This is a genomic window from Pseudomonas sp. BB438, from assembly GCF_057180225.1.
This window is the reverse complement of record NZ_CM170001.1, coordinates 1,772,632-1,797,016: the sequence shown is the minus strand read 5'-3', so window position 1 is coordinate 1,797,016 and position 24,385 is coordinate 1,772,632. Positions and strand designations below refer to the sequence as shown.

Below are 24,385 nucleotides of genomic sequence, written 5' to 3'. Positions count from 1 at the left end.
CGGGCGTTACTCCTTCGCCACCAGCTTGACCGACCGGTTTTCCCGGTCGACAGGCCGTACCTCCTGACCTTCACGCAGCACCTGCACACCCGCTGCCACCACCCAGTCGCTGTCCTTCAGGCCTTCGAGTACCGGCACGCGATCCTCGGCGTACGGGCCGATGCGCACCGGACGACGATGCAGGGTGGATGTTTTCGGATCGACCACCCAGACGAACGGCTGGCCAGCTTCCGAAGTCAGCGCGGCGAGCGGCACGGCCAGCGGCACCGTGCCCTCGGCATGGATGTAGACGCGGGCGCTCTGGCCCAGCTCGGCCGGCACCTTGGCATCGTCGAACGCCACCCGCGCGGCAAAGGTGCGCGACTGCGGGTCGGCGGCCGGCGACAGCTCGCGGATCTTGCCGCTGAAACGCTTGTCACGCTGCGACCAGAGTTCGACGCTCACCGCTTCGCCGACGCGGAAGCGTTCGAAGGCATGTTCGGGGAAGCTGATCAGCACTTCACGGTCGCCATCGGCGGCCAGGGTGAAGACGGTCTGGCCGGCAGCGACCACCTGCCCCACTTCCACCCGACGGGTGGCGATCACGCCATCCTGGGGCGAACGCAGCACCGCATAGCCGGCCTGGTTGCTGGCCACATCGTACTCGGCGCGGATCTGCTTCACCCGCGCCTCGCCGGCGCGGTAGGTATTCTCGATGTTGTCGAACTGCGACTGGCTGACCAGCTGACGCTCCAGCAGGGTCTTGTAGCGGGCGTATTCGGAGCGCACGGTCTGCAGGTTGGCTTCGGCGGCGGCCACCTGGGCACGCGTGGCTTCAAGCTGTAAACGAACGTCTTCAGGATCGAGCTCCGCCAGCGGCTGGTCCTTCTTTACTCGTTCTCCGGTTTCCACCAGACGCTTGCTGACTTTTCCGCCGATACGGAAGGCCAATTCCGGCTCGTGGCGCGCATGCACTTCGCCGGGATAGGCTTCGGTGATGTCCCGCGCCGGCAGCGGCTGCACCACGATGGCTGGGCGCACTGCGGGCTTTGGCGGTTCGCCGTTACCGCAGGCGGAAAGGGAAAGGATGAAGGCAGCAGGCAGCGCGACAGACAGAGCATGGCGGAACATGATGTGTGACCTTTCGCAAAACGCGGTTGGAATTCTTATACTCGCCGGTATAGTAAAAATACAGAACCCATCAGTCCAGTATTAGAAATGTAAAGACATGTCACCATCGAACTCATCGAACGGGCCGGGTCGTCCCAAGGATCCGGCCAAGCGCAAGGCCATTCTCGAGGCTGCCAAGGAGCTGTTCGTCCGCTACGGCTACGACGGCAGCAGCATGGAGGCCATTGCCGCCGAGGCTGGGGTGTCCAAGCTCACCGTGTACAGCCACTTCACGGACAAGGAGACGCTGTTCGTCGAGGCGGTACAGGCCAAGTGCGCAGAAAACCTGCCCGAGCTGTTCGCCGAGCCGCCGGCCGATGCGCCGCTGGAAAGCCTGCTGCTGAACCTGGGCCGCGGCTTCAACCAACTGATCAACAGCCCCGAGGCGATTGCCCTGAGCCGGCTGATGGTGGCCCAGGGCGCGGGCAACCCGCATCTCTCGCAGCTGTTCTTCGAGGCGGGCCCGCAACGGGTGCTGGACCAGATGGAGCGCCTGCTGGAACAGGCCCGCCAGCAGGGCAAGCTGGCGATGGACAGCCCGCGCCGGGCTGCCGAGCATTTCCTGATGCTGGTGCAGGGCTGCGTGCACTTCCGCCTGATGATCGGCTGCGAATCGCCGCCCACCCTGGCGGAGTCCGAGGCGCACGTGGAGGAAGTGGTGGCGTTGTTCCTGCGCGCCTTCGCACCCGACGCCTGAGGCGCCTCAGGCGCGGCGCACGAAGCGCACCCGCGCCCGCTGTGGGCGCAGCGAGAACCACCCGCGCGGCGCCAGCTCGCCGTCGTGGACGATGTCCCAATGCTCCACCCAGTAGGCCAGCGCGGCGGCGAGGTCGATCATCGCCATCGCCGTGCCCGGACAGGAGCGGTCACCCAGCCCAAACGGGAAATAGGCACCGCGCGGCCATGACGCGGGCCCTTGGAAACGCTCCGGACGAAACTCCAGCGGCGCCTCGAACCAGCGTGGGTCGCGGTGGGTGATCCAGCTGGAAACCATCACCACATCACCACGCCTGAGCGCATGGCCGAATACCTCGATGTCGGCCGTCACCTGCCGCGGCGCCAGGCCATAGGCAGGCGGATAGAGACGCAGGCACTCCTGCAGCACCGCGCGCAGCAGCGGACAGTCGCGCAGATCGCCCACCGAACGGATCGCCGTCCAGTCGACCAGTGCCAGCTCGGCCCGCAGTCCGTCGAGCAGTTCCGGGCGCTGCGCCAACAGCAGCAGGCACCAGGTCAGGGTGACGCCGGTGGACTGGTGCGACGCCATCAACAGGGTGCACAGCTCGTCGCGCAGCTCGGCCAAGGGCCGCGGCGAACGCTGCGCCACCTCCTCGACCACCGCACGCAACTGCCCCAGCGCCCAGCGTTTGCGCGGACACAGCTTGCTCGGGAACCAATGCCCCAGCGGCAGCCCGGTGGACATTTCCAGCAGCGCCACCCGCGACAACAGACGCACCGCCTTCGCGATCCGGTAGGCCGCGGGTTGCAGGTCCACATCGAACAGGGCATGACCGCTGAGGGTCGCACTGAACGCCGCCATCTCCAGGTCGAGATCGTATTCGCGTCCTTCCTCGATCTGCTCCGCCCACCGAGCGGCAAGACGGCGAACATCACTGGCCGCCGGCGCAGCGAGATGCGGGCGCACCGCCTTGCGCTGCGCCTGTGCCGGTTCGCCCTCGCGCATCATGAAGCTGCGGCCGTTCCACTGCTTGAGCATGCACAGTGCCGGCTGCCAGCGGCGCAGGTCATCACGCCGCTCGACCATCAGCTCGTGTACGGCCTGAGGGTGGAACAGGCACCAGACCCGTTGCGGCCCCATGCGCATGACGGCGACATCCGGCTGCCGGTCCTGCGCCTTCTGCAACCAGGCCAGCGGGTCGCGCTGGATTTCCAGCCAGTGGCGCGCACCGGCGCGGTCGTCGCCGATCCAGGGCAGGTGCGCCAGCCGTCGGCGAATCGGGCAATTCGGATTGGCGTTGAGCATGGTCCGCCTCCTTGCGGTCCGAACGATCAGCCCTTGCTCAGGGCCTTCTTCGGATAGATGTCATAGCGGCTGGACTTGCCTTCCAGGCTGTAGCCGGGCTTCTGGCCTTCGATGATCGGCGCCTTGCGCGGGCGCTTGACCACCACGCGGTGGCTGGCCAGCTTCAGGGCCGCTTCCAGCAGCGCCGGTGCATCGAGATCGTCACCCACCAGCGGGCGGAACAGGCGCATTTCCTTCTTCACCAGTGCGCTCTTGTCGCGGTGCGGGAACATCGGGTCAAGGTAGATCACCTGCGGTGCCTCCCCTTCCCACGCGGCCATGCGTTCGATGGAGTTGCCCGCCAGCAGGCGCATGCGCGCGACGATGGTGCCCACCTCGAAATCCCCGGACGCGCGGGCCAGACCGTCCTCCAACAGCGCGGCAATGATCGGTTGGCGCTCGGTCAGGTCCATCTCGCAACCCAGGGTCGCCAGCACGAACGCGTCCTTGCCCAGTCCTGCGGTAGCGTCCAGCACACGGGGGCGCACGCCTTGCTGGATGCCGACGGCCTTGGCGATCATCTGCCCGGCACCGCCGCCGAACTGCCGACGATGCGCGGTCGCGCCTTCGAGGAAATCGACGCGCACCGGGCCCGGCGAATCCGGCCCCAATTGCAGCAGTTGCAAGCCATCATCCCCCAGTTGCAGGGCAAAATCGGCATCGGCATCGGCATCGGCATCGGCATCGGCATCGCCCATCGGCAGCCCGAGCCGCTGTGCCCACTGCTCGGCGGCGGCCTGCCAGGCAGGCGCCAGCGCCTGGACGACGATGCGCGGCGGGGTGAGGACTTCGGTCATGGCGGGGCGATCCTGGGATAAAACCGTAATTCTATCGCAGCGCATGCCCCAGCGGGCCCGGCATCAGACCCGGAACAACTGGTTGATCCGGTCGAACGGCATGGCGCCGTGCAGGGGCGCAAGGTCGCCGTTTGCCAACGCAGCGGAAGCACTGAAGAAGGCGCCGTAGGCCGCCCGAGCGAGGCAGGAGCCGACACTGACTCGCTTTACGCCGAGCTCGGCCAGCTCCTCCAGGTTCAGTTGCAGCGCCGGAGACCCCACCAGCACGTTGACCGGGCGTGGCGCCACGGCGCGGACCACCGCAGCGATTTCCTCGCGGGTCTTCAGCCCCGGCGCGTAGAGCACATCGGCACCGGCCTCGGCGAAGGCCACCAGGCGGCGGATGGTGTCGTCCAGATCGACGCGACCGTGCAGGAAGTTCTCCGCACGAGCCGCCAGGGTGAAGGTGAACGGCAGCGCACGGGCGGCCTTTACGGTGGCGCTGACACGCTCGACGGCCAGTTCCAGCGGATAGATCGGCGTGTCCGGGCGGCCGGTGGCGTCTTCGATGGACCCGCCGACCAACCCGCAGGCTGCGGCAAGACGCAGGGTCTCGGCACAGTCTTCCGGGTCATCGCCGTAGCCGTTCTCCAGATCGGCGGCAACCGGTAGCGACGTGGCCTCGACGATCTCGCGCGCATTGGCCAAGGCCTCGTCACGGCTCACCGCGCCTTCGGCATCGCGCCGACCAAGAGCGAAAGCCAATCCGGCGCTGGTGGTGGCCAGGGCTTCATAGCCCAGGTGGGCAAGCATCTTCGCCGAGCCGGCGTCCCAGGGATTGGGCAGCACGAACAGGCCGTCGCGCTGGTGCAGCGCGCGGAAGGCGTCGCCACGTTGCTGTTGGTGGGTCATGGCGGGCTCCTTGCCAAACGAGGGAAGGAGCAGGTTAGCCCCCTTGCCTGTCGGGCGCCATGCACAGTTGCCGCTTCAGAGCAGGCCGAGCTGCTCCACGTCCGGCTTGGGCTCGAACAGCGCTGGCAGCCCCGGCAGGCGTTCGCGCAGCAGAGCATGGAAGCGTTGCGCCTGCTCGGCGGCACGCTGGTTGTCCGGGGTGTGGAGGAAGACATAAGGCGTCAGGCCCTGCTCGATCCACTCGGCAACTTTGCCTACCCACGGCGTGAGATGGACGAGATTGGCGTCCAGGTCCGGTCCACCAATGAAGCGCACCTGCGGCGAGTCGCTGAAAGCCACCGGGCGCACAGGCACCCTGGGCTTTTTCGACTGGGCATGGAGCACCGCCGGATCGTCGGAGCGCACCGCAAACAGCGCCCGCGAATCGAGGCAGATGCGCTCGACACCACGGTCCATCAACAGGCGATTCAGTGCCCGCTCCTCGTCACCCTTGGCGAAAAAGGCCGGGTGGCGCACTTCCACGGCAATGCGCCGCTCGGAAAAAGCCTCCAGCCAGGCAGCCAGTTCGCCAAGCCGATCGGGGCCGAAACCGGCAGACACCTGCAACCAGAGCGGGGCGACTCGCTGGCCCAGCGGCGCCAGCAGGTCGAGGAAATCCCGGGTGGTTTCCAGTTGGCCGCGCAGGTCGCCTTCATGGCTGATGTCACGGGGCAGCTTGGCGCAGAAGCGGAACGACTCCGGCATGGTCTGCGCCCAGCGCGCGAGGGTGTCGGCGTTGGGGCGGGCGTAGAACGTGGTGTTGCCTTCCACGGCATTGAACACCTGGGAGTAGAAGCTCAGGGTGTCGGCAGGACGTAGATCGGCGGGATAGAAGGTGCCGCGCCAGGCAGGCTCGTTCCAGGAAGGGCAGCCGAGGAAGTACGGCAGTTGCATCAGGCGTAGAGGTCGAGACCGACGACTTCCTGGCCTTCGTACTGACTGGCCATGCTGGCAGTGCTGGTGTAGCTGGCAAGCGCCTGGGCCGCGCGGGAACTCAGCGGGCGCTGGTAGTCGAGGTTGTCGCGCAGGGTCGCCGGCAGGTTGTAGCTGCTGGCGCTGGAGGACTCCACCCGGCGGGTGCTGGCCTGGGCGTCGAATCCCTGGCTCGCCGACGTCGGCGCGGGCCGCTCGCGGCGGGTCTCGACGTCTTGCTGCACTTCCCGATACGGAGTGACCGCAGTGCCCGTTCGGGAACCGCGCTCCGGTGTCTGGGAAATGGATGTAAAGCCGTCGATACGCATGGAAGAAACTCGGTGGGAATGCACTCACTCTAGCGAGCGGGCGCGACTGCGGTCAATTGGCACAGGTCAGGCTTTCTTGGGTGTCGCCACGTTGTCGCGCAGGTAGACCGGCTGGGCCTGCTCTGCGTCAACGGCCTCGCCCCGAGCCCAGGCGAATTCGGCCAGGGTCAGCAGGTCTTCGGCGTGCGGCAACAGGCTGGCGTCATGGGCGGCAACCTTCACCGCCAGGCGCTCCTCGAAGCCCCAGCCGGTACCGGAACCGAACCACTCGCCCAGCGCATCGCGCGGCAGCTCGACGCGCTCCGGCGGCAGCACCGCCTCGGCGCCGGCCAGACGCATCTCGCCCTGCTCCAGGCGATAGCAACCCCAGTACACCTCGTCCATGCGCGCATCGATGGCCGCCGCTACCTGGCTCGCGCCGTGCTCGCGGTGGGCGCGCTGGGCCAGCACCGCCAGGTCGGAAATCGGCAGCACCGGCTTCTGCAGGGCGAAGGCCAGCCCCTGCACCACTCCAATGGCGATACGCACGCCGGTGAAAGCGCCGGGGCCGCGACCGAAGGCGATGGCGTCGACAGCGGACAGCGCGATGCCGGCCTCGCCGAGGATGTCCTGCACCATGGGCAGCAGGCGCTGAGCGTGCAGGCGCGGGATCACCTCGTGGCGTACGAACCGGCGACCATCATGCAGCAGGGCGACGGAACAGGCTTCGGTCGAGGTATCCAGGGCCAGCAGCGTGGGCATGGTGTTTTCCATAGGGCGTTAAGGGCAGGGCGATAAAAAGCGGGCACGCATTATAAACGCCAAAGGCCCGCATGTGCGGGCCTTTGGCTGATACGGCGATGGATCAGTTCAGAGCGCCGAGCACCTTGGCGGTGATCTGCTCGACCGAACCGACACCCTCGACGCGGGTGTACTTCGGGGTGCCCTGGGCATCAGCCAGCTTCTGGTAGAAGTCGACCAGCGGCTTGGTCTGCGAGTGATAGACCGACAGGCGGTGACGCACGGTGGCTTCCTTGTCGTCCTCGCGCTGAATGAGGTCTTCGCCGGTCTCGTCGTCCTTGCCTGCCACCTTCGGCGGATTGTGCTCGATGTGGTAGACGCGACCCGAGGCCGGGTGAACGCGGCGACCGGCGATACGGCCGACGATTTCTTCGTCATCAACGGCGATCTCGACCACGTGGTCGATGGAAACGCCCGCTTCCTTCATGGCTTCGGCCTGGGGAATGGTGCGCGGGAAGCCGTCGAACAGAAAACCCTTGGCACAGTCGGGTTGGGCGATACGTTCCTTGACCAGGTTGATGATCAGGTCATCGGATACCAGGCCGCCGGCGTCCATCACGCTCTTGGCCTGCAGGCCGAGCTCGGTGCCAGCCTTGACCGCTGCACGCAGCATGTCGCCGGTGGAAATCTGCGGAATGCCAAACTTCTCAGTGATGAAGCGAGCCTGGGTACCTTTGCCGGCACCGGGCGCCCCGAGCAGAATCACACGCATCGATATGCTCCTTAATACTTGTTAAGCGAAATCACGGATCCGCCTCGTGGGGCCAATCTCATCATGCTTGGAATGGCGCAGAGGTGCGCCGAAAGGTTGCTCACGATACACAGCGGTCCCCCACCACACAAGCTGGCCTTGAGGACTGCGCACGCTGAGCCCGGGCCAGTTTTGCACCCGGGATCAGTCATCAAATTAATCTCATCTGGCCGCTCGACAATCCACCTTTGGTGGGGGGTGACACCCTCTCAGCCCGTATTTCGCAAACCTGCCGCGATTCCCGCCACCGTCACCAACATGGCCTGCTCCAGACCGCCGCAGGCATCGCCCGTACAGCGCCGCGAGCGTGCCAGCAGCTCAGCCTGGAGCAGGTGCAGCGGGTCCAGATAGGTGTTTCGCACGCCGATGGATTCGCGTGTCTCGGCGGCATGGGCCAGCAGCTGCGATTGTCCTGTAAGCCCCAGCACCACACGCACTGACTGCGACAATAGGTCGCGTAAATGCGCACCTAATGGTCGCAGTTCCGATTGCACCAGTCGCTCATCGTAGAGTTGGGCGATTTCCCGGTCGGCCTTGGCCAGCACCATCTCGAGCATGTCGATACGGGTGGTGAAGAACGGCCACTCCTTGCGCATACGCCCCAGCAATGCGCCTTCACCGCGCTCGATGGCCTTGAACAGAGCGTCTTCCCAGCCGAGCCAGGCCGGCAACATCAGGCGTGTCTGGGTCCAGGCGAAGATCCAGGGGATCGCCCGCAGGCTTTCCACCCCACCTTCGCGACGCTTGGCCGGACGGCTGCCCAGCGGCAATCGGCCCAGTTCCTGCTCCGGTGTCGCCTCGCGGAAATAGTCGACGAACTGCGGGTTCTCCCGCACCACCGCGCGGTAGGCGAGTACGCCGTCGGCGGCCAGGCGGTCCATCTCCTCCCGCCAGGCCGGCTCGGGCACTGGCGGCGGCTGCAGGGTGGCTTCGAGCACGGCGGCGAGGTACAGGTTGAGGTTCTGCTCGGCGATATCCGGCAGGCCGAACTTGAAGCGGATCATCTCGCCCTGCTCCGTGGTACGGAAACGCCCCGCCACCGAGCCCGGCGGCTGCGAGAGGATCGCCGCGTGGGCCGGTCCGCCGCCACGGCCAACCGTGCCGCCGCGACCATGGAACAGCAGCAGCTCGACGCCATGGTTACGGCAGATGTCCACCAGCGCTTCCTGGGCGCGGTACTGCGCCCAGGCGGCAGCCAGCGTGCCGGCGTCCTTGGCCGAGTCGGAGTAGCCGATCATCACTTCCTGCGGGCCGGCCAGGCGGGTGCGGTAGCTGTCCAGGCTAAGCAGGCGGTCAATGCAGGGGCCGGCGTTGTCCAGGTCATCCAGTGTCTCGAACAGCGGCACCACGCGCATCGGCCGCTTGAGCCCGCATTCCTTGAGCAGCAGCTGGACGGCGAGCACATCGGATGGATGGCCGGCCATGGAGATGACGTAGGAGCCCAGCGAAGCCGCCGGCGCCTGTGCCACCACGCGGCAGGTGGCGAGCACTTCGGCGGTCTCCGGCGATGCATCGAAGTCGAAGGGCAGCAGCGGGCGGCGGCTGGCCAGCTCTTCCAGGAGGAACTCCTGGCGCACGCTTTCGTCCCACTCGGCGTAGTTGCCCAGGCCCAGGTACTCGGTGATTTCACCCATCGCCTTCGCATGCCGCGTGGAGTCCTGGCGCACGTCCAGCCGAGCCAGGAACAGCCCGAACGTGGCGGCGCGGCGCAACGTGTCGAGCAGCGCGCCGTCGGCGATCACGCCCATGCCGCAGGCCTGCAGCGAGCGATAGCAGAGCTGCAACGGCTCCACCAGCTCGTGGTTGTCCTGCAGCACCTCGGCGCCCGGCTCCTCGCCGGTATGGATGGCGCGCTCAGCCCAGGCACGGGTGGCGCGCAGGCGTTCGCGCAGTTGCTTGAGCAGTGCGCGATACGGCTCGGCGAGGTCGCCCACTTCAGCGCGCAGTTCATCACTGGCCTGCTGCATGGACAGGTCCGCGGCCAGGCTGTCGACGTCGCGCAGATACAGGTCGGCGGCCATCCAGCGCGCCAGCAGCAGCACCTCGCGTGTGATGGCGGCGGTGACATTGGGGTTGCCATCGCGGTCACCGCCCATCCAGGAAGCGAAACGGATCGGCGCGGCAGTCAGCGGCAGGCGCTCGCCAAGGGTCTCCTGCAAGGTGCGATCGACGTGACGGAGGAAATCCGGCAGTGCGTGCCAGAGGGAATGCTCGATCACCGCGAACCCCCACTTCGCCTCGTCCACCGGAGTCGGACGGGTGCGACGGATCTCGTCGGTGTGCCAGGCCTCGGCGATCAGCCGCTGGAGCTTTTCCTGCACCGCCTGGCGCTCTTCGGGCAACAGGTCGGAGTGGTCACCGGCGGCCAGTTGCGCGGTGATGGCGTCGTATTTCTGGATCAGTGTGCGGCGCGCCACTTCGGTGGGATGCGCGGTGAGCACCAGCTCGATCTCCAGCTCCGCCACCTGCCGCGCCAGCCCCTCGGCACCCAGGCCGGACTTGCGCAGGCGACCCAGCAACTCCGCCAGCACACGGTTCTCGAACGGCTCCGGCTCCTTGGCCGTGCGCCGCCGGATGCGGTGGTATTGCTCGGCGATATTGGCCAGGTTGAGGAACTGGTTGAAGGCGCGCGCCACCGGCAACAGTTCGTCCTCACCCAGGCCATCGAGGGTCGCGGTGAGCTGCCTGGCGCCTTCGGCCGAGCCGCGCCGGGCGGCCTTGGCGCCCGTGCGGATCAGCTCGATCTTGTCGAGAAAGCCCTGGCCGTACTGGGCACGGATGGTCCGCCCGAGCAATTCGCCGAGCAGGTGAACGTCCTCGCGCAGGCGCGCATCGATATCCGGCATTGCAGTCTCCTGGAGAGAGAGCTCTTGTCTGAGAGAACGGGCGTCGGTGGGTTTCACAGTGCCGCCGGCCAGGCCGGCAGGCAAGCGCTCGACGAACGCCCGCAATCCTGCTCGGACAACGTCTAGGCTGAAAGTTATCCCCATCGACGGGAAAACCTGCGGCGACCTCACGAGGGCCGACCGCCACGCAACGACCCTAGAGGTGAACATGAAAATCCGCGAGCTGGTACGCCATTGGGAAAAGAACGCCAGGGGGCGCATGACCAACCACCAGTACAGCATCCCGCTGGACGTCGAGACGGCCGCGCGTCTGGCCGCGCTGCATGACATGTACCCCAAGCGCAGCGTCGAGGAGCTGCTGGGGGAATTGGTCAACGCGGCGCTGGAGGAACTGGAGGCGAGCTTCCCCTACGTGCAGGGGCAGAAGGTAGTCGCACAGGACGAACAGGGCGACCCGATCTACGAGGACATCGGCCCGACACCGCGCTTCCTGGCCCTGTCGCGCAAGTACCTGCACGAGCTGACGGAGGCCGAGCACTCCTGAACGAGAATGCCCCGGTAGTTGCCGGGGCGTGTGGTTTTCCGTAGGGCGGATAACGCTGGTGCGTCATGCGCCCTAAGGGTCGCCGGGGCATTTGCATTACCTGTAGCAGCGAGCTTGCTCCTACAAGAAGTCGATCAGTGCCGTCCGTGGACGCCGGGCACATGCAAGTGCCCGGCCTCGGCACAGGCCTCCGGAATCACCGACGGCTCCGCCGGCTGCTCCAGTTCCCGCAGGATGCCGCAATCCTCGCTGTTGCCCTCCCCCTGGCACTGCGCGCGCAGGTCACGCAGTTGCTGGCTGAGCGACTGCAGCTCGGCGATGCGCACCTCGACATGGTGCAGGTGTTCGTCGATCAGCCGGTTGGCGGTGCCGCAATCGGATTCGGGGCGATCACGCAGGCCGAGGAGGATGCGGATTTCCTCCTGGGTCATGTCCAGCGAACGGCAATGGCGGATGAACGACAGCCGTTCGACATGGCTGGCGTCGTACTGCCGGTAGTTGCCTTCGCTGCGCGATGGCGCAGGCAACAGGCCTTCACGCTCGTAGTAGCGGATGGTTTCCACCGGGCAGCCGGTCAGTTTCGCCAGTTCACCGATCTTCATGTGCGACTCCTCGCCAACGGACGCTTGACTCTGTAGTTGCTACAGGGTGTGCAATCAGCAGTAACTCGTCAAACAGGAACGGACGACATGACTGCCAATCGCCAGGGGCCGATCATCCACGGCCCTGTCCCACGCCAGCAACAGCACCGCGAACACGAAGCCGCCGGCTGCTGCGGCTGCGACAAGGGCGCGCTGCTGCCTGCCCCGGCGGCCGCCCCTGCTCCGCACGCGCATGATCACGATCACGATCACGATCACGATCACTCCCATGATCACGGCGAGGATCGCAGTGCGCGTGCCGAAAGTGCCGCCACCGCGGCCACCGGTTCGGCCAACGGCGAGCTGCGCTGGACCAGCCTGCGCATCGACGCCATGGACTGCCCCACCGAGGAACGCCTGCTGCGCGACGCGCTGGGCCGCGTGTCTGCCGTGGAAGACCTGGACTTCAACCTGATGCAACGCCTGCTTCGCGTGCAGCATCGCTTCGACAGCATCGAGCCGCTGCAGAAACTGGTCGCCTCCCTCGGCATGCAGGCCGAGCCGGTGGATGAAAATGCCCCGGCTTCCGCATCGCCCGCCAAGCAGAAGCCCTGGTGGCCGCTGGCTCTGGCGGGTGTTGCGGCAGCGGGTGCGGAGTTCTTCGAATGGTTCGCCATCGGCCCGCAGTGGCTGGTGGCGGCACTGGCCATCGCTGCCATTCTTGGCGCGGGCCTGCCGACCTACCGCAAGGGCTGGATCGCCCTGAAGAACCGCAATCTCAACATCAACGCCCTGATGAGCATCGCCGTGACCGGCGCCATGCTGATCGGCCAATGGCCGGAAGCGGCGATGGTAGCGGTGCTGTTCGCCCTTGCCGAACTGATCGAGGCCAAGTCGCTGGACCGCGCACGCAATGCCATTCGCGGCCTGCTGCAACTGGCCCCGGAACAGGCCACGGTGCAGGTCGACGGGCAGTGGCTGGAAGTCTCCGCCAAGTCCGTCGCCCTCGGCGCACGCGTGCGGGTACGTCCCGGCGAGCGCATCGCGCTGGACGGCGAGGTGCTCGACGGTCGCTCCAGCGTCAACCAGGCGCCCATCACCGGCGAGAGCCTGCCGGTGGAAAAGCAGGCCGGCGACACCCTGTTCGCCGGCACCATCAACGGCGAAAGCGCGCTGGAATACCGCGTCACCCGTGTGGCCGACGACAGCACCCTGGCGCGCATCATCCACGCCGTGGAAGAGGCCCAGGGCTCCCGCGCGCCGACCCAGCGCTTCGTCGACCAGTTCTCGCGCATCTACACCCCGGCGGTGTTCCTCATCGCCATCGCTACCGCCTTGCTGCCCCCGCTGTTCTTCGGCGGCGCCTGGCTGGACTGGGTCTACCGCGCACTGGTCCTGCTGGTGATCGCCTGTCCTTGCGCCCTGGTGATTTCCACCCCGGTGACCATCGTCAGCGGCCTGGCGGCAGCGGCACGCCTGGGCATCCTGATCAAAGGCGGGGCGTTCCTGGAAATGGGCCGCTCGCTGGAGTGGATCGCCCTGGACAAGACCGGCACCCTCACCGAAGGTCGCCCGCGCCAGACCGACTTCAGCGCCCTGCGGGAAACCGCCGCCGGTGACGTCCGCGCCCTGGCCGCCAGTCTCGCCGCGCGCTCGGACCACCCCGTGTCGCACGCCGTGGCCCAGGCTGCCGAGGCGGACAACATCGCGCTGTACAGCGTCGGCGAGCTGACCGCCCTACCCGGCCGCGGTGTCAAAGGCGAGATCGACGGCCACACCTACCACCTGGGCAACCACCGCCTGGTGGAGGAACTGGAACTGTGCTCAAGAGAGCTGGAGGCCCGTCTCGATGCCCTCGAACAGCAGGGCAAGACGGTCATCGTATTGCTCGATGCCGACGGCCCGCTGGCGCTGTTCGCCGTGGCCGATGGCGTCAAGGAAACCAGCCGTGAAGCCGTCGCCCAACTGCACGAACTGGGCGTGAAGACGCTGATGCTGACCGGCGACAACCCGCACACCGCCAACGCCATCGGCGCCCAGGTGGGCATCGACGCGGCGCTGGGCAATCTGCTGCCCGAGGACAAGCTGCGCGAAGTGAAGCAACGCCAGGAAGGCGGCAAACGCGTCGGCATGGTCGGCGATGGCATCAACGACGCCCCTGCCCTGGCCCGCGCCGACATTGGCTTCGCCATGGGCGCAGCGGGTACGGACACGGCCATCGAAACCGCCGGTGTCGCGCTGATGGACGACGACCTGCGCAAACTGCCGTCCTTCATTCGCCTGTCACGCCAGACCCACCGCGTGCTGATCCAGAACATCACGCTCGCACTGGGCATCAAGGCGGTGTTCCTCGCCCTCACCCTGGCCGGTGAAGGCACCTTGTGGATGGCGGTCTTCGCCGACATGGGCGCCAGCCTGCTGGTGGTCTTCAACGGGCTGAGATTGCTGCGCCATCGCGGCTGATTCCAGTGGATCGTCCCGCATGCCCGCCACTCCGGCGGGCATTTTTTTTGAACCCCCTGACAAAACACTTAGTCCCCTAATCAGATGCCGACGAAGCCGCAGACCCGCGTGGCAGGCATCCACCGGCACTCGAATCGCCGAGGGAACCCCTTACCAAACGTCAGAGGACTCACCCAATGGAACTGAAATCTCAGAGCGCTCGAACCGTCCCGACCGTCTCCACCTGCGCGTCCCTGCGCCTTGGGCTGCTCGCCCTCGGCAGCGCCGTGCTGCTGGCTGGCTGCGCCGGCAACCCGCCCAGCGAACAGATGGCCGTCACCGAATCGGCGGTGAACGCCGCCGTCAGCTCCGGTGGTCCGGAATTCGCTCCGGTCGAAACCAAGAATGCCCAGGACAAACTCGCCCAGGCGCGCATCGCCCTGAACGACAAGGAATACGAGCAGGCCAAGCGCCTGGCCCAGCAGGCTGAATGGGACGCTCGTGTGGCCGAACGCAAATCGCAAGCCGTGAAGGCCCAGAACAACGTCAAGGACGCCCAGCAGGGCGTGATGGAGTTGCGTCAGGAAGGCCTGCAGCAGGCCCAGTGATCCCTCCCCTACGTCCGGTCATATAAGGAATTTCGACATGAACAAGCTCATCGCACTGCCCGCCATCTCCACCCTCGCCCTGGCGCTGGCCGCCTGCTCCACGCCGCCCAATGCCAATCTGGAGAAAGCCCGCAGCGACTTCCAGGCCCTGCAGGCCGAACCCCAGGCCACTCAGCAGGCCGCGCTGGAAACCAAGGATGCGGGCGACTGGCTGGCCAAGACCGACAAGGCCTACCGTGACGGTGCCGATCCGAAGGATGTCGACCAGCTGGCGTACCTGACCCAGCAACGCATCGAACTGGCCAACCAGACGGTGGCCCTGCGCAACGCCGAGGACCAGATGAAGAACACCTCGGCCCAGCGCGCACAAGCCCGTCTGGATGCCCGTACCGCACAGTTGAACAAGCTCAAGGGTGAGCTGAACGCCAAGCAGACCTCGCGCGGGACCATGGTGTCCTTCGGCGACGTGCTGTTCGACCTCGACCGCGCGGAGCTCAAGCCCGGCGCCATGGGTAATGTGCAGAACCTCGCCGGTTTCCTGCAGCAGAACCCGGAGCGCAAGGTGATCATCGAGGGCTACACCGACAGCAGTGGCTCGGCTTCGTATAACCAGAGCCTGTCCGAGCGCCGCGCCGATGCCGTGCGCATGGCGCTGCTGAGCCAGGGCGTTTCGCCCGAGCGGGTCACTACCCGTGGCTATGGCAAGGAGTACCCGGTGTCGAGCAACGCCACCGCGGCCGGCCGCGCGATGAACCGTCGCGTCGAGGTCACCATCTCCAACGACGCCAATCCGGTGCAGCCGCGCTCTTCGGTGAGCAGCGCCAACTGAGTCATCGGGATAGAGCGCTCTCGTAGGATGGCGTGGAGCGCAGCGACACCCATCCTACGGTCCGGGGCGCTCAATCGAGCAGTCGCCGATACAGTTCCGCCATTTCCGTCGAGAAATGCACCAGCACTACTTCCTTCAATGAACTCCCCTCCCCACGTGGACGACGCAACTCGTCCACGGCAACCTGCGCGGCCGCATCGGCGGGATAGCCGTAGATGCCGGTGCTGATGGCGGGGAAGGCAAGGCTGGTGAGGTGGTGGTCCTCGGCCAGGCGCAGGCAGTTCCGGTAGCACTGGGCGAGCAGCTCCGGTTCGCCGTGCCCACCGCCGCGCCAGACCGGCCCGACGGTGTGGATAACGAAGCGCGCGGGCAGGCGGAAGCCGGGGGTGATCTTCGCCTGGCCAGTCTTGCAGCCACCCAGCGGGCGGCAGGCGTGGACCAGGTCCGGCCCGGCGGTCCGGTGGATGGCGCCATCGACACCACCGCCGCCCAGCAACGAGCTGTTGGCGGCGTTGACGATGGCATCGACGTCGAGACGGGTGATATCGCCCTGCCAGACGCGGATCTCGGGATGGCGCATGATGATTGCTCCCTTGGCCTGCGACGACGGGCTTGCCGTCACTTGACCTCTTGCGGGGTCTGCTCGCCCATGCAGCGCACGGCGCGCTTGCGACCGTCGACCAGCACGCCGGTCAGGCCCTTCTGGGTCATGTCGAACATCACCAGAACGCCATCGATGCACTGTGCCTGTTGGTCGGCCGGGTCCAGGGAGAGCTTGGTGCTGTCCTGGCCGGGAATGCTCTTGAGCATGGTGAACTGAGTCAGTTCCAGCGCATCCTCGGGCTTGGCGAAGTGCAGGTAGCCGTAATACCAGAGCGTGCCGACCGAGACGAAGATGGTGGCGATGACGGTGAGGATGTAGGAAATCGGGTTGCGGTCGTTCATGGGGTGCCTTGTTGTTTCGGGTCCGCCTGCGAATCCTGTGGCGTCGCCGGAGAGGGAGAGTTCGGGACTTCAGCCAGGCGACGCAGGCCGGTGAAGTGCTGCGGATCGTCGAGGAAGCGCAGCATCACTTCACGCCACACGGCTTCACCGAAGGTTTCCACGTGGTTGCCGCGGGTCAGCTGGAAGACCTTGGGCGGCGGCGCGACCTTGTAGAGGCTCAGGCCGTTGTCCAGGGGCACAATGGTATCGTCGATGCTGTGGAAGAACAGCACGGGTGCGCCAGTAAGTCGCGGCATGGACCGAATGGCACTGTCGCCATCGGGCACCAGCCAGGACAGCGGCACCTGCAGCGGCCAGGTCAGCCAGCTGGTACCGAGGGTGTACTGCGCCACGTCGCGATAGCTCGCCGGCACGCCATCGAGCACCACCGCGTGCAACTGTTTCTGCCGCTCGGGGTGCAGGCCAAGGTAATGCACGGCCATGGCGCCGCCCAGGCTCTGGCCGAGCAGGATCACCGGTTTGCCCTGCACGTCCGGCGCCTTGTCCAGCCAGGCGAAGGCGGCGTCGATGTCCTGGTAGATCGCCGGCAGGCTCGGCTCCCCCTCGGAGCGCCCGTAGCCACGGTAATCCACCATCAGGACCTGGTAGCCCTGCTCCGGTAACCAGTAGGCCCCGCCCAGGTGCCAGGCCATGTTGCCGCCGTTGCCGTGCAGGTGCAGCACGGTGCCCTTTACCGGAACTCCCGCCTTCGCCGGCAGCCACCAGCCGGCGAGCTTCACGCCGTCGGCCGTGGTCAGCGTGACATCACGGTAGTCGAGCTTGGCGCGGGCCGGGGTAATGGCAACGTCGTCACTGGGGTAGAACAGCAGCGAGCTGCAGCCGCCGAGTGCGAGGAGTAGCGTGAGGGCAGCGGCCTTGAAGCAACGGAGCATCGGCAAGTCATCCTTGGAGCTGACCTGTAGAAGCGCGCCATGCGTGCGATCGCCGGCATGGCGCGCTCCTGCAGGGTGATCGGCAGGTTAGAGGATATTGGCGTAATCCGCCTCGATGCGATCGAGGCTGAGGTGATTGAGGAAGTTGGAGAAGCACATCCACGCCGACAGCGCGTTGAGGTCGCGGAACTGCGGCGGCAGGTACTTGGGCGGCACCACCAGGCCCTCGTCCACCAGTTGGCGCAGGGTGCGCATGTCTTCCAGGGTCGCCTTGCCGCAGAACAGCAGCGGGATCTGCTCCAGCTTGCCCTTGCGCACGGCGAGCTGGATGTAGTTGTAGATCAGGATGAAACCCTTGAGGTATGACAGGTCCTTGGTGAACGGCAGGCCGGCCGGCGTCGAGCCACGGAACACACGGCTGGAGTTCTGGTAGCTGCTTTCCTGGCTGTAGCCCTGGTCGCGATAGAAGGTGAACACCTCCATGAAGTCCGCTCCCTCCTCGGCCATGTGGATGGCGCGGGTGCGGTTGGTGAGCTTGCGCAGGCGCGTGGGGTAGGAGGCGAAGGCGATCACTTCCATCAGGATCGCCAGGCCTTCCTGGGTCACGGTGGAGGACGGCGGGCCCTTGGCGAGGAAGGTGCAGATCGGCTGATTGAGCCCGTTGAGCGTGGTGCCGACGTGCACCAGCCCCTCATGGACCTCCAGCGCGCGCACATCGCGCTCGTTGAACATGGCGTCGGCGCGCACCTTGATGTAGTCGGCGCCCGCGGCGGCGTCAGCGACGATGCCGTCGGACTCGAAGACGCGGATGGTGTCTTCCTTGCCGTCGAACACCTGGTTCAGCCGCTCCTGCAGCATCTTCACCGCATCGCTGGCGGTGAGCGTCTTGGGTTCGTCCTTGAGGTCGCCGCGGTCGGCGATGTTGTTCAGGTAATCCGAGAGCATCAGCCCGAGGTCCGCCAGGGTCGGGTCGCCGGCATGGAAGGCGTCGGAGGCGGAGCCGTAGAGTTCCTGGGAGATCAGCCCGAAGTCCTGAGTGCCGCGCGCCTCCAGCATGCGGATGACCATGCGGTATTCCTTGCACATGCGCCGCATGATCTGCCCGACCGGGTTGAACTGTCCGAGGTGGCGGGTGATGTCGCGCTCGATGTTCTGGAACTCCTGCTTCTTCGCGCTGCTGTCGAAGGACAGCGGGCGACTGTCGTAGTAGCTGCGGTCGACCTTGGGCGCGTGCTTGCCGCGCCCCTTGAGGAAGTCATCGCGGATGCCGTCGTCCCACTTGATCGCATCGAGCACGCGGATCGGCGTCTGCGCCTCGACGATACGGTCGGACAGGCCACGGATGATCTGCTGGTATTCGTTGGGCGTGGACTTCTTGCGCCGTGGGGTCATTGCTGGTCTCCCTGGGTCACGCGCGAAAAGCGCAGCGCTTCTACGAACACGTCGGAGTTGGCCGGATCGTTCAGGTAGGTGATCACCTCGGCCAGCGGGCTGCTCACCAGGGCGCCGGCGCCCTGCTCGGTGTCGACCTTCTCGCCCTTGAGCGAGCCGTCCTTCATGTCCTGCAGGATGTGGTCGACATCCAGGTTATAGATCACCAGTTCGTCCTTGTCGGTGATCTCGAACCCGGCCAGCGCGAAGTTGCCGCCCATGCTTTTCGGCAGGCCGGCCGAAAGGTACCAGCGCTTGCCGTGGTGAGCGACGGTAAAGCCGAAGTCCTCGACGCTGTCGGTGTTGTCCTTGCTGTCGACGTAGCTGAGCGCACGATAGAGGTTGGAGCCGGAGCGGGTGATGTCGAGGAACTGCTCCTCGCCGTACTCGTCCACACGCGACCACTGGCCCAGCAGGTGAGCCGGCGCGGGCTCGTTGGCCGGAATCGGGTCCTTGAACGTCACCAGACAGCCACTGAGCAGGCAGATGCTCAACAGCAGCAGTGCACGCCAGACTTTCATCACGCCCTCCTTAGGTCCGGATGACTTTCCATGCGATGCACGCAGGCGTCCGGAGTTCCGACACGAAAACCCCGCCGGATGGCGGGGTCGGAATGCAACTGCGGGAGCTACAGGCCCATCACCAGGTCGAGATAGCGGCTAAGGATGGCACGCATTTCCTCGATCTGCAGGTGATCGGCCCCGTCCAGCAGGCCCTGATACTCCATCTGCAGGATGATGGCCGTCAACACCCGGGCATCCTGCTCGGGCTGTCTGGAACCGAGCACTTCGAAGAAATGCACCACGCCCAGGGACAGAATGCGGCGGTGGCGCTGCGCCAGATCACTGAGGCTCGGGTTGAGCAGCGCTTCCTGGCGGAAGGCCTGCTCGGCCAGCAGATGCTCGCGACGCTCGTTGAGCTGGACCATGACGTACTGGATCGCCAGCTCGACGATGTTGGCGGTCAGTTCGCGGCGCGCCTGCGGATCGTCCTCGGCAAGGCCGGCGGCCATGGCCTGGAGATCACCCTCGACGCTGCTCCAGAAGGTCGACAGGGCCTCGGCGCTGCGTTCGACGAAGAGCGCGAAGGTGTCGGTGATGAGATCCTGGATGTCCTTGAAATAGTAGGTGGTGGCCGATAGCGGCACACCAGCCTCGGCGGCCACGGCACGGTGGCGCACGGCGCGGACGCCATCACGCACGATGATCCGCAGGGCGGCGTCGAGGATCGCCTGGCGGCGCTGCTCGCTACCCTGACGGCTGGCCTTGCGGCCCTGGTATTTGACACTTTCTGCGATGGCGCTGGCGACTTGCGCGGCGCTGTCTCGCGGGGACACGTGGGTCACTGGCATTACCTCCGGCGGCGCGGCCTGAAGGCTCATTGTTCGAGCTTTTCTGTGGGAAAACAATTGCCGCTGCACGGCTGCGACATCGGCGCACAGAACGGGCCGCGAGGCAGAGCAGGCGGCTGGGAATCAGGCCTGGGAGTGAGACGTGCCACAGGAATGCCGAGCCACGGAGGGAGCAGGCATTTCGTCGGATGATATACGGCCTGATTCTGTACCCGCAGCCGCGTCGATTTCGCCCTGTTTCACTCCACAGGGAGGCACGTGCAGGAGCGGGCCATGCTCTCGATCGCGCGCGTGGAGCGTTCCAGTAGCGTGCTTCCGGCGCCAGCCGACTGCGCAGAAACAAAAAAGGCCGCCCCGAGGGCGGCCTTTCTGTCCAGCTCCTGCGCTTACGCCTGCGGGCGCATGTGCGGGAACAGGATCACGTCGCGGATCGACGGCGAGTTGGTCAGCAGCATCACCAGGCGGTCGATGCCGATGCCTTCGCCAGCGGTGGGCGGCATACCGTATTCGAGCGCGTTCACGAAGTCGGCGTCGTAGTGCATCGCCTCGTCGTCACCGGCGTCCTTTTCCTTGACCTGCAGCATGAAGCGCTCGGCCTGGTCTTCGGCGTCGTTGAGCTCGGAGTAGGCGTTGGCGATCTCGCGGCCACCGATGAACAGCTCGAAGCGGTCGGTGACGCTCGGGTCGTTGTCGTTGCGGCGGGCCAGCGGGGACACTTCGAACGGGTACTGGGTGATGAAGTGCGGCTGCTCCAGCTTGTGCTCGACCAGTTCTTCGAAAATCATCACCTGCAACTTGCCCAGGCCCTCGTGGCCGAGGACTTTGGCGCCGGCCTTCTTGGCGATGGCGCGGGCCTTTTCCAGGTCGGTCAGGTCGGCCGCGGTGAGTTCCGGGTTGTACTTGAGGATGGCATCGAACACGGACAGGCGGGCGAAGGGCTCGCCGAAGTGGAAGACCTTGTCGCCGTAGGGCACGTCGGTGCTGCCGAGCACAGCCTGGGCCAGCTCGCGGAACAGCTCCTCGGTCAGGTCCATGTTGTCTTCGTAGTCGGCGTAGGCCTGGTAGAACTCGAGCATGGTGAACTCGGGGTTGTGCCGGGTCGAAACGCCTTCGTTACGGAAGTTGCGGTTGATCTCGAAGACCTTCTCGAAGCCACCGACCACCAGGCGCTTGAGGTACAGCTCCGGGGCGATACGCAGGTACATGGCCATGTCCAGCGCGTTGTGGTGGGTTTCGAAGGGCTTGGCCGCCGCGCCGCCGGGAATGGTCTGCAGCATCGGGGTTTCCACTTCGAGGAAGCCGCGATCGGACAGGAAACGACGGATGTGGGCGATCACCTGGGAACGCACGCGGAAGGTGTGGCGGGTTTCCTCGTTGACGATCAGGTCGACGTAGCGCTGGCGGTAGCGCTGCTCGGTGTCGGTCAGGCCGTGGTGCTTGTCCGGCAGCGGGCGCAGGGACTTGGTCAGCAGGCGCACGCTGGTCATCTCGACGTACAGGTCGCCCTTGCCGGAACGGGCCAGGGTACCTTCGGCGCCGATGATGTCGCCCAGGTCCCAGGTCTTGATCTCGGCCAGCGTCTCTTCCGGCAGGGTCTTGCGGTTCACGTATGCCTGCAGGCGGCCGCTGCTGTCCTGCAGAACGATGAACGAACCGCGGTTGAGCATGATGCGACCGGCAACCTTGACCGGGATGGCAGCTGCTTCGAGCTCTTCCTTGGTCGCGGTTTCGTACTGTTTCTGCAGGTCCGCGAAGTAGTTTTCACGGCGGAAGTCATTGGGGAAGGCGATGGCCTTGGCTTCACGCACGGCGGCAAGCTTTTCCTTGCGCTGGGCGATCAGCTTGTTTTCTTCCTGTTGCAGTTCGTGCTGGTCGAGTTGTTGGTCGCTCATGGTCGTCTATCTGCCTGGCGTCTTGATCAATAGGGGTTACTGGCGGGAGCGGGCCGCAGGGCCCGCCCCGCTTCGGTGCTGTTTACAGGCCTTGTTTCAGGCTGGCTTCCAGATACTCGTTCAGGTCGCCGTCGAGCACCTTGTCGCAATCGCTGCGTTCCACGCCGGTACGCAGGTCCTTGATGCGCGACTGGTCGAGCACGTAGGAACGGATCTGGTGGCCCCAGCCGATATCGGACTTGGTGTCTTCCAGCGCCTGCGAGGCGGCAGTGCGTTTCTGCATTTCCTGCTCGTACAACCGGGCCCGCAGCATTTTCATGGCGGTGTCCTTGTTGGCGTGCTGGGAGCGTTCGTTCTGGCACGCCACCACGGTATTGGTCGGCACGTGGGTGATACGCACCGCGGAATCGGTGGTGTTCACGTGCTGACCGCCCGCGCCGGAGGAGCGGTAGGTGTCGATGCGCAGGTCGGCCGGGTTGATCTCGATCTCGATGTTGTCGTCGATTTCCGGCGAGACGAACACCGCGGTGAACGAGGTATGGCGACGGTTGCCGGAGTCGAACGGGCTCTTGCGCACCAGACGGTGCACACCGATCTCGGTGCGCAGCCAACCGAAGGCGTACTCGCCCTTGATGTGCACGGTGGCGCCCTTGATACCGGCGACTTCACCTTCGGAGAGTTCGACGATCTCGGCGCTGAAGCCGTTCTTGTCAGCCCAGCGCAGGTACATGCGCAGGAGCATGTTGGCCCAGTCCTGGGCTTCGGTGCCGCCGGAGCCGGCCTGGATGTCCAGGTAGGCGTTGTTGGGGTCCATCTCGCCACTGAACATGCGGCGGAACTCGAGCTTCTCGAGGATTTCGCGCAGGCGCTGGACTTCGGCTTCGACGTCGCCGACGGCGCCCTCGTCATTCTCCTCGACCGCCATGTCGAGCAGGTCGCGGGAGTCAGCCAGGCCGCCGGTGAGTTCGTCGAGGGTCTCGACGATCTGCGCCAGCATGGCGCGCTCGCGGCCCAGGTTCTGGGCGTATTCGGGCTTGTTCCAGACCGCCGGGTCTTCCAGTTCGCGGTTTACTTCGATCAGACGATCATGTTTCAGATCGTAGTCAAAGATACCCCCGAATCGAATGGGTACGGTCGGAGAGGTCCTTGATGCTGTTGAGGATCGGTTGGATTTCCATGGCGGGCATCTCTCACGGGTAAAGGGCGTAGAAAAGCCGGCAAGTATACGTGATTTTTCGGCGCCCTTTCAGGCTTTACGACAAAGCACGCCCACCGTTTCCGCGTCCTCCCCGCCTCCTCAGCCCGCGATGGCGACCTGGTTGCGACCGCCGTGCTTGGCGTTGTAGAGAGCCTGGTCGGCCAGTTCGATGAGCTGGCGGCAGGCCTGGCCGGACTGGGGAACCAGGGTCGCCACACCGATACTGATGGTCAGCGAGGAACCCGGGGTGGGTAGCTCGTGGCGGATGTTCAGGTCCTGCACCAGGCGCCGCAGCTTCTCCGCCAGCAGGCGCGCGCCGCCGGGCGAGGTGTTGGGCAGGACCATGACGAACTCCTCGCCACCATAGCGCGCCGGGAGGTCCGAAGGGCGGCTGGCACTGGCGCGGATCGCCCCGGCCACCTGGCGCAGCGCCTCGTCGCCCTGCACATGGCCGAAGGTGTCGTTGTAGGCCTTGAAGTGGTCGACGTCGATCAACAGGATCGACAGCTGGGTCTGTTCGCGCAGGCTGCGGCGCCACTCCATCTCCAGGTACTCGTCGAAATGCCGGCGGTTGGACAACCCGGTCAGGCCATCGGAGTTCATCAGCCGCTGCAGTACCAGGTTGGTTTCCAGCAACTGCTGCTGGCTCTCGCGCAAGGCGCGGTAGGCCTCGTCGCGCTGTTGCAGGGCGAGGTAGGAGCGCGAGTGGTAACGCACCCGGGCGATCAGTTCGATGGCGTCGGGCAGCTTGACCAGGTAGTCGTTGGCGCCGGCGCTGAACGCCGCGCTCTTCACCGTCGGGTCCTCCTTGGTCGACAGGACGATGATCGGCAGGTCACGGGTGGCCGGGTTGGCGCGGTACTCGCGCACCAGCGAAAGCCCGTCTGCGCCGGGCATCACCAGGTCCTGGAGGATCACGGTGGGCTTGATCTGAATCGCCAGGGCGATGGCCTGGTGCGGATCGGAACAGAAATGGAAGTCGATGCTGGGATCGTCCGCCAGCGCACGGCGCACGGCCTCGCCAATCATCGGCTGGTCGTCCACCAGCAGCACCATCACCGCGGAGTCGCCTGGGGTGTTCACGGGGTAGTCACTCGTCAAAGGGTTCATCTGAT

General features: G+C 65.8%; 24 protein-coding genes. 5 read left to right on the top strand and 19 right to left on the bottom strand.

Annotated elements, in window-relative coordinates:
* Positions 1-6 precede the first annotated feature (6 nt).
* Positions 7-1,110 carry an efflux RND transporter periplasmic adaptor subunit gene (locus tag AC1ZV1_RS08360; protein ID WP_484296295.1) on the bottom strand — a complete coding sequence of 368 codons (1,104 nt, stop codon included), beginning with the start codon at positions 1,108-1,110 and terminating at the stop codon, positions 7-9.
* Positions 1,111-1,207: 97 nt separating this feature from the next.
* Between AC1ZV1_RS08360 and AC1ZV1_RS08355 the strand changes: the two genes are divergently transcribed.
* Positions 1,208-1,846, top strand: a complete 639-nt coding sequence (locus AC1ZV1_RS08355) for a TetR/AcrR family transcriptional regulator (RefSeq protein ID WP_484296293.1) — start codon at positions 1,208-1,210, stop codon at positions 1,844-1,846.
* Between the two features lie 6 nt (positions 1,847-1,852).
* On the opposite strand, the gene AC1ZV1_RS08350 is transcribed toward AC1ZV1_RS08355, so the two are convergent.
* The 8 genes from AC1ZV1_RS08350 to ppc all read right to left on the bottom strand — a co-directional run bounded on the left by AC1ZV1_RS08350 (position 1,853) and on the right by ppc (position 10,517).
* On the bottom strand, positions 1,853-3,133 hold the full coding sequence (locus AC1ZV1_RS08350) for a cytochrome P450 (RefSeq protein WP_484296292.1): 1,281 nt from the start codon (positions 3,131-3,133) through the stop codon (positions 1,853-1,855).
* Between the two features lie 26 nt (positions 3,134-3,159).
* Positions 3,160-3,969 (bottom strand): class I SAM-dependent methyltransferase, encoded by an 810-nt coding sequence (locus AC1ZV1_RS08345; RefSeq protein WP_484296291.1) that lies wholly within the window; start codon positions 3,967-3,969, stop codon positions 3,160-3,162.
* A gap of 63 nt (positions 3,970-4,032) precedes the next feature.
* On the bottom strand, positions 4,033-4,860 hold the full coding sequence (locus AC1ZV1_RS08340; protein WP_484296290.1) for an isocitrate lyase/PEP mutase family protein: 828 nt from the start codon (positions 4,858-4,860) through the stop codon (positions 4,033-4,035).
* A gap of 75 nt (positions 4,861-4,935) precedes the next feature.
* On the bottom strand, positions 4,936-5,796 hold the full coding sequence (locus AC1ZV1_RS08335) for a DUF72 domain-containing protein (RefSeq protein WP_484297528.1): 861 nt from the start codon (positions 5,794-5,796) through the stop codon (positions 4,936-4,938).
* Positions 5,793-6,140 carry a hypothetical protein gene (locus tag AC1ZV1_RS08330; protein ID WP_484296289.1) on the bottom strand — a complete coding sequence of 116 codons (348 nt, stop codon included), beginning with the start codon at positions 6,138-6,140 and terminating at the stop codon, positions 5,793-5,795. The genes AC1ZV1_RS08335 and AC1ZV1_RS08330 overlap by 4 nt, the downstream gene beginning before the upstream one ends.
* Before the next feature lie 66 nt (positions 6,141-6,206).
* The gene (tsaB, locus tag AC1ZV1_RS08325) at positions 6,207-6,881 is read right to left on the bottom strand and encodes a tRNA (adenosine(37)-N6)-threonylcarbamoyltransferase complex dimerization subunit type 1 TsaB (RefSeq protein WP_484296288.1); all 675 of its coding nucleotides are present in this window, start codon (positions 6,879-6,881) and stop codon (positions 6,207-6,209) included.
* 103 nt (positions 6,882-6,984) lie between these two features.
* Positions 6,985-7,632, bottom strand: coding sequence for an adenylate kinase (gene adk / locus AC1ZV1_RS08320; RefSeq protein ID WP_088417914.1), 648 nt, complete (start codon positions 7,630-7,632; stop codon positions 6,985-6,987).
* 248 nt (positions 7,633-7,880) lie between these two features.
* Entirely contained in the window at positions 7,881-10,517 is a 2,637-nt protein-coding gene (gene ppc / locus AC1ZV1_RS08315; protein ID WP_484296287.1) for a phosphoenolpyruvate carboxylase, read from the bottom strand.
* 208 nt (positions 10,518-10,725) lie between these two features.
* Here ppc and AC1ZV1_RS08310 point away from each other — a divergent pair, with 208 nt between their 5' ends.
* Positions 10,726-11,061 carry a pilin assembly protein gene (locus AC1ZV1_RS08310; RefSeq protein WP_484296286.1) on the top strand — a complete coding sequence of 112 codons (336 nt, stop codon included), beginning with the start codon at positions 10,726-10,728 and terminating at the stop codon, positions 11,059-11,061.
* A 134-nt stretch (positions 11,062-11,195) separates the two neighbouring features.
* Here AC1ZV1_RS08310 and cadR read toward each other — a convergent pair whose 3' ends face one another.
* Positions 11,196-11,663 carry a Cd(II)/Pb(II)-responsive transcriptional regulator gene (gene cadR / locus AC1ZV1_RS08305; protein WP_017521130.1) on the bottom strand — a complete coding sequence of 156 codons (468 nt, stop codon included), beginning with the start codon at positions 11,661-11,663 and terminating at the stop codon, positions 11,196-11,198.
* 87 nt (positions 11,664-11,750) lie between these two features.
* Here cadR and AC1ZV1_RS08300 point away from each other — a divergent pair, with 87 nt between their 5' ends.
* The 3 genes from AC1ZV1_RS08300 to lptF all read left to right on the top strand — a co-directional run bounded on the left by AC1ZV1_RS08300 (position 11,751) and on the right by lptF (position 15,521).
* Positions 11,751-14,105: a heavy metal translocating P-type ATPase gene (locus AC1ZV1_RS08300; RefSeq protein ID WP_484296285.1), complete on the top strand. Its 2,355-nt coding sequence runs from the start codon at positions 11,751-11,753 to the stop codon at positions 14,103-14,105.
* Positions 14,106-14,281: 176 nt separating this feature from the next.
* On the top strand, positions 14,282-14,692 hold the full coding sequence (locus AC1ZV1_RS08295; RefSeq protein ID WP_484296284.1) for a DUF4398 domain-containing protein: 411 nt from the start codon (positions 14,282-14,284) through the stop codon (positions 14,690-14,692).
* Between the two features lie 37 nt (positions 14,693-14,729).
* On the top strand, positions 14,730-15,521 hold the full coding sequence (gene lptF / locus AC1ZV1_RS08290; protein ID WP_484296283.1) for a lipotoxin F family OmpA-related lipoprotein LptF: 792 nt from the start codon (positions 14,730-14,732) through the stop codon (positions 15,519-15,521).
* Between the two features lie 70 nt (positions 15,522-15,591).
* On the opposite strand, the gene AC1ZV1_RS08285 is transcribed toward lptF, so the two are convergent.
* The 9 genes from AC1ZV1_RS08285 to AC1ZV1_RS08245 form a co-directional block, all read right to left on the bottom strand.
* Positions 15,592-16,101: an O-acetyl-ADP-ribose deacetylase gene (locus tag AC1ZV1_RS08285; protein WP_484296282.1), complete on the bottom strand. Its 510-nt coding sequence runs from the start codon at positions 16,099-16,101 to the stop codon at positions 15,592-15,594.
* 38 nt (positions 16,102-16,139) lie between these two features.
* Positions 16,140-16,466, bottom strand: coding sequence for a PA3694 family proteiin (locus tag AC1ZV1_RS08280; protein WP_484296281.1), 327 nt, complete (start codon positions 16,464-16,466; stop codon positions 16,140-16,142).
* Entirely contained in the window at positions 16,463-17,398 is a 936-nt protein-coding gene (locus AC1ZV1_RS08275) for an alpha/beta hydrolase (RefSeq protein WP_484296280.1), read from the bottom strand. The genes AC1ZV1_RS08280 and AC1ZV1_RS08275 overlap by 4 nt, the downstream gene beginning before the upstream one ends.
* Positions 17,399-17,485: 87 nt before the next feature.
* Complete coding sequence (locus AC1ZV1_RS08270; protein WP_484296279.1) at positions 17,486-18,790, bottom strand: flavohemoglobin expression-modulating QEGLA motif protein; 1,305 nt, start codon at positions 18,788-18,790, stop codon at positions 17,486-17,488.
* Positions 18,787-19,350, bottom strand: a complete 564-nt coding sequence (locus AC1ZV1_RS08265) for a hypothetical protein (RefSeq protein ID WP_484296278.1) — start codon at positions 19,348-19,350, stop codon at positions 18,787-18,789. Before AC1ZV1_RS08265 ends, AC1ZV1_RS08270 begins: the two co-directional genes overlap by 4 nt.
* A 107-nt stretch (positions 19,351-19,457) precedes the next feature.
* Positions 19,458-20,174: a TetR/AcrR family transcriptional regulator gene (locus tag AC1ZV1_RS08260; RefSeq protein ID WP_484296277.1), complete on the bottom strand. Its 717-nt coding sequence runs from the start codon at positions 20,172-20,174 to the stop codon at positions 19,458-19,460.
* A 392-nt stretch (positions 20,175-20,566) separates the two neighbouring features.
* A complete protein-coding gene (gene lysS / locus AC1ZV1_RS08255; protein WP_484296276.1) occupies positions 20,567-22,072 on the bottom strand; it encodes a lysine--tRNA ligase in 1,506 nt (501 codons plus the stop codon).
* A gap of 82 nt (positions 22,073-22,154) precedes the next feature.
* A protein-coding gene (gene prfB / locus AC1ZV1_RS08250) for a peptide chain release factor 2 (protein ID WP_138212621.1) occupies positions 22,155-23,250 on the bottom strand; the annotation gives its coding sequence in 2 pieces (ribosomal slippage) (positions 22,155-23,177 and positions 23,179-23,250; 1,095 coding nt in all).
* A gap of 119 nt (positions 23,251-23,369) precedes the next feature.
* On the bottom strand, positions 23,370-24,380 hold the full coding sequence (locus AC1ZV1_RS08245) for a diguanylate cyclase domain-containing protein (RefSeq protein ID WP_484296275.1): 1,011 nt from the start codon (positions 24,378-24,380) through the stop codon (positions 23,370-23,372).
* Positions 24,381-24,385 lie beyond the last annotated feature (5 nt).

Bases quoted from the DNA above. Each gene is read 5' to 3' on its own strand.
- AC1ZV1_RS08245 (WP_484296275.1), bottom strand. From the start codon at position 24,380: ATGAACCCTTTGACGAGTGACTACCCCGTGAACACCCCAGGCGACTCC.
- AC1ZV1_RS08360 (WP_484296295.1), bottom strand. From the start codon at position 1,110: ATGTTCCGCCATGCTCTGTCTGTCGCGCTGCCTGCTGCCTTCATCCTT.
- AC1ZV1_RS08270 (WP_484296279.1), bottom strand. From the start codon at position 18,790: ATGACCCCACGGCGCAAGAAGTCCACGCCCAACGAATACCAGCAGATC.
- AC1ZV1_RS08300 (WP_484296285.1), top strand. From the start codon at position 11,751: ATGACTGCCAATCGCCAGGGGCCGATCATCCACGGCCCTGTCCCACGC.
- AC1ZV1_RS08310 (WP_484296286.1), top strand. From the start codon at position 10,726: ATGAAAATCCGCGAGCTGGTACGCCATTGGGAAAAGAACGCCAGGGGG.
- lysS (WP_484296276.1), bottom strand. From the start codon at position 22,072: ATGAGCGACCAACAACTCGACCAGCACGAACTGCAACAGGAAGAAAAC.
- AC1ZV1_RS08340 (WP_484296290.1), bottom strand. From the start codon at position 4,860: ATGACCCACCAACAGCAACGTGGCGACGCCTTCCGCGCGCTGCACCAG.
- ppc (WP_484296287.1), bottom strand. From the start codon at position 10,517: ATGCCGGATATCGATGCGCGCCTGCGCGAGGACGTTCACCTGCTCGGC.
- lptF (WP_484296283.1), top strand. From the start codon at position 14,730: ATGAACAAGCTCATCGCACTGCCCGCCATCTCCACCCTCGCCCTGGCG.
- AC1ZV1_RS08265 (WP_484296278.1), bottom strand. From the start codon at position 19,350: ATGAAAGTCTGGCGTGCACTGCTGCTGTTGAGCATCTGCCTGCTCAGT.
- adk (WP_088417914.1), bottom strand. From the start codon at position 7,632: ATGCGTGTGATTCTGCTCGGGGCGCCCGGTGCCGGCAAAGGTACCCAG.
- AC1ZV1_RS08275 (WP_484296280.1), bottom strand. From the start codon at position 17,398: ATGCTCCGTTGCTTCAAGGCCGCTGCCCTCACGCTACTCCTCGCACTC.
- cadR (WP_017521130.1), bottom strand. From the start codon at position 11,663: ATGAAGATCGGTGAACTGGCGAAACTGACCGGCTGCCCGGTGGAAACC.
- AC1ZV1_RS08295 (WP_484296284.1), top strand. From the start codon at position 14,282: ATGGAACTGAAATCTCAGAGCGCTCGAACCGTCCCGACCGTCTCCACC.
- tsaB (WP_484296288.1), bottom strand. From the start codon at position 6,881: ATGCCCACGCTGCTGGCCCTGGATACCTCGACCGAAGCCTGTTCCGTC.
- AC1ZV1_RS08350 (WP_484296292.1), bottom strand. From the start codon at position 3,133: ATGCTCAACGCCAATCCGAATTGCCCGATTCGCCGACGGCTGGCGCAC.
- AC1ZV1_RS08355 (WP_484296293.1), top strand. From the start codon at position 1,208: ATGTCACCATCGAACTCATCGAACGGGCCGGGTCGTCCCAAGGATCCG.
- AC1ZV1_RS08280 (WP_484296281.1), bottom strand. From the start codon at position 16,466: ATGAACGACCGCAACCCGATTTCCTACATCCTCACCGTCATCGCCACC.
- AC1ZV1_RS08345 (WP_484296291.1), bottom strand. From the start codon at position 3,969: ATGACCGAAGTCCTCACCCCGCCGCGCATCGTCGTCCAGGCGCTGGCG.
- AC1ZV1_RS08285 (WP_484296282.1), bottom strand. From the start codon at position 16,101: ATGCGCCATCCCGAGATCCGCGTCTGGCAGGGCGATATCACCCGTCTC.
- AC1ZV1_RS08330 (WP_484296289.1), bottom strand. From the start codon at position 6,140: ATGCGTATCGACGGCTTTACATCCATTTCCCAGACACCGGAGCGCGGT.